Source organism: Paenisporosarcina sp. P4_D4 (genome assembly GCF_056401835.1).
Genome location: NZ_JBFUIO010000194.1, coordinates 1 through 2,934, shown reverse-complemented (window position 1 = coordinate 2,934; position 2,934 = coordinate 1). Strand labels below are relative to the sequence as shown.

The 2,934-nt window shown below is 39.8% G+C and carries 3 protein-coding genes; 1 reads left to right on the top strand and 2 read right to left on the bottom strand.

All coding sequences use genetic code 11. From position 1 onward, the window contains the following. Window positions 1–18: 18 nt before the first annotated feature. Window positions 19–1,032, bottom strand: a complete 1,014-nt coding sequence (gene sppA / locus AC1DSL_RS16885) for a signal peptide peptidase SppA (RefSeq protein WP_477533096.1) — start codon at window positions 1,030–1,032, stop codon at window positions 19–21. Between the two features lie 108 nt (window positions 1,033–1,140). Between sppA and AC1DSL_RS16880 the strand changes: the two genes are divergently transcribed. Continuing rightward, on the top strand, window positions 1,141–1,941 hold the full coding sequence (locus AC1DSL_RS16880; RefSeq protein ID WP_477533095.1) for an NAD kinase: 801 nt from the start codon (window positions 1,141–1,143) through the stop codon (window positions 1,939–1,941). A gap of 92 nt (window positions 1,942–2,033) precedes the next feature. Here the strand turns inward: AC1DSL_RS16880 and rarD are convergent. Then, window positions 2,034–2,934 (bottom strand): EamA family transporter RarD (gene rarD, locus AC1DSL_RS16875; RefSeq protein ID WP_477533094.1); only part of this gene is annotated, 901 nt, incomplete at its 5' end.

Sequence of the window (2,934 nt, the reverse complement as noted above, 5' to 3'; positions counted from 1 at the left end):
GTCATTTACTATTCCTCCTCACTTCTCACCGTATAAATACATCATACGAGGTGCGTTATAATCCGAAAGTAAACGGCCAATCAATTGTGACTCCGCGTCTCCACCTAACAACGATTGAGCTTTCACAGAAAATAGACTAGAGAAGCCTTGTGGGTATTCATATTGAATCACTTCTGCATCTTCTAAATCAAAGTCTTTACGAACAGCTTCAATTACGTCTTCCAAATATCCATATTCATCCGCAAGACCGGCTTCAATTGCCTGACGCCCATTCATAATGCGTCCATCTGCCACTTTCTTCACTTCAGCTTCTGTCATGCCACGGCCTTCTTCAATAATATCTACGAATGATTCATACGATTCATTAATCATGTCCTGTAGCATCGCACGCTCATCTTCCGTCATATCACGGGTTGGGCTCATAATATCTTTATACGGTCCTGTTTTAATCGTAACAAAATCAACACCATATTTTTCAGCCAGTTTGCCGTAGTTGACACTTTCCATAATGACGCCGATGGAACCTGTCAGTGTTTCTTTATTCAAGAAAATTTTATCTGCAGGCGCAGAGATATAGTATCCGCCTGATGCAGCCATGCTGCCCATCGACACGTAAAACGGTATGCCAACTTCTTCTTGCACTTCTTTAATTTTATCATAAATTTGCGCAGACTCGACAACCCCGCCACCTGGCGAATTCACTTGCAAGACCACGGCTTTAATTGTATCGTCTTCTTTAATCATTTCCAGTTGGTCCATGAAAAACTGGTGATCGTAACCGGCTGTTCCAAAAAGTGAAGTAGCCTCGCCAGTATCCTGAATGACTCCGTCCACTGTTAATACAGCGATACGTTTAGATGTATCCCCAACTTCCAGTACGCTCTCGGAATACTCACTTTCTGGCAAAGCCAGCATGTTTTCAAAATTAGATGTCCAATCAGTACTAAAAGCAATAGACGCCATATTAATGATGATAGACAAGCCAAATAATAGTACTGCAGAACCTAAAGCAATCCAACGTTTTGCATTCAATTTGATAATCCTCCTTTTTCTACTCTTAACGTAATACGAATAACATGCCGTAATGTTTCAGAACATGCTAAAATAACGACAAGTATTAACGGAAAGGTCGTGACAATATTGTCCGAGCGTACACACATTTTTATTTATTCGAAACACGATGAAAGCTCCTTGCAACAAAAATCAATTCTTACGGAAATGATTGCACAACATGGATTCACTACGGTAGATGATGCGAAAAATGCAAACATTATCGTAAGCTTGGGCGGAGATGGATCTTTCCTTCAAGCCGTTCGCAAAACCGGTTTTCGTCAAGATTGTTTGTATGCCGGAATTTCTACCACTGGTTCGCTGGGTATGTATTGTGATTTTCATTTCAATGACATGGATACAGTGATTCAGGCTGTTCAACATGCGGAAATTGAAGTACGTCGTTATCCTATTTTACAAGTTATAGTGGATGACAATCCACCTTTTTATTGCTTGAATGAATTTAGTATCCGTTCAAATATTATTAAGACATTTGTTCTTGATGTAGAAATTGATGGATTGCATTTTGAAACATTCCGGGGAGATGGCATGATCATCGCTACCCCAACTGGTAGCACGGCTTACAATAAGTCGGTCAATGGTGCAGTGGTGGATCCTCTCCTCCCTTGTTTCCAAGTATCTGAACTGGCATCTGTGAACAGCAACAAATACCGCACTCTTGGCTCTTCATTCATTTTAAGCGGTCAGCGTCAATTAACATTACGCCTGCAGCAAGACGGAAATGACTTCCCGACAATGGGTATGGACAATGAATCGCTAAGTATTCAACATGTACAATCAGTTAATATCGAGTTGAGTAACCGCATCGTGAAGACCGTTAAGTTGAAAAACAATTCTTTCTGGGAAAAAGTGAAACGCACGTATCTTTAATTTGGACTCGTTAGAACCTTCAACTGGACAATAACAAAAATCAACCCATTCAATTCAATAAAAGCAGACGAGATATTCTTCTCGTCTGCTTTTTATGATTTCGCCAATTTAAGTTTTCTTGTGCGTGCTTCCATAACCTTGGAGACAGTAAAGAGAATCAGCGCCAGCCAGATTAAGGAAAATGATAGTAAATCAATGGGATTGAACGTTTCTCCATAAATAATAACACCTAGGAACAACATACAAGTCGGAGCAATGTATTGTAAAAACCCAATCATGTATAACGGCATTTGTTGCGCTCCTTTTGCGAATAGCACGAGAGGTACAGCGGTTGCAGCACCTGTAAGAATCAACAATACATCAGTCTGGAATGAATCATGAAAAAGGACAGCACGGTCGGATAGAAATAAATAAATGTAATAAATAAACGCAAATGGCACAATAAACAATGTTTCTATTGTCAATCCGCGAACTGCATCTAACGGTATTGTTTTTTTCATTAATCCGTATATGGCAAAACTGATGGCAAGAGAAAAAGCAAGCCATGGGAAACGGCCATATGAAATGGTTAAGATGATAACACCGATGGTCGCAATGACAAAGGCAATTTTTTGAGCCGTCGTCAAACGTTCCTTTAAGAAAAAGATGCCCAGCAAAACAGAAATCAGTGGGTTGATATAGTATCCTAAACTGGTTTCCACTAAATGGTTATTATTTACTGCCCAGATATACAAGAACCAATTTCCTGAGATTAATGCCGAAGCAAAAAATAAGCTCCAGAAAGCTTTTTGATTTTGCCACAATGACATTAAATCTTCAATGAGAAGCTTGGTGTTTCGTGTAATCAGCACGAATAGTAATGTAAATATAAATGCCCATAGGACTCGGCTTGTTATGATTTCATCACTCGGAACATGATGTAGCCACTTCCAATAGATTGGGAGAACTCCCCAAACAAGATACGCACCGATTGCCCAAATAACACCTTGACGT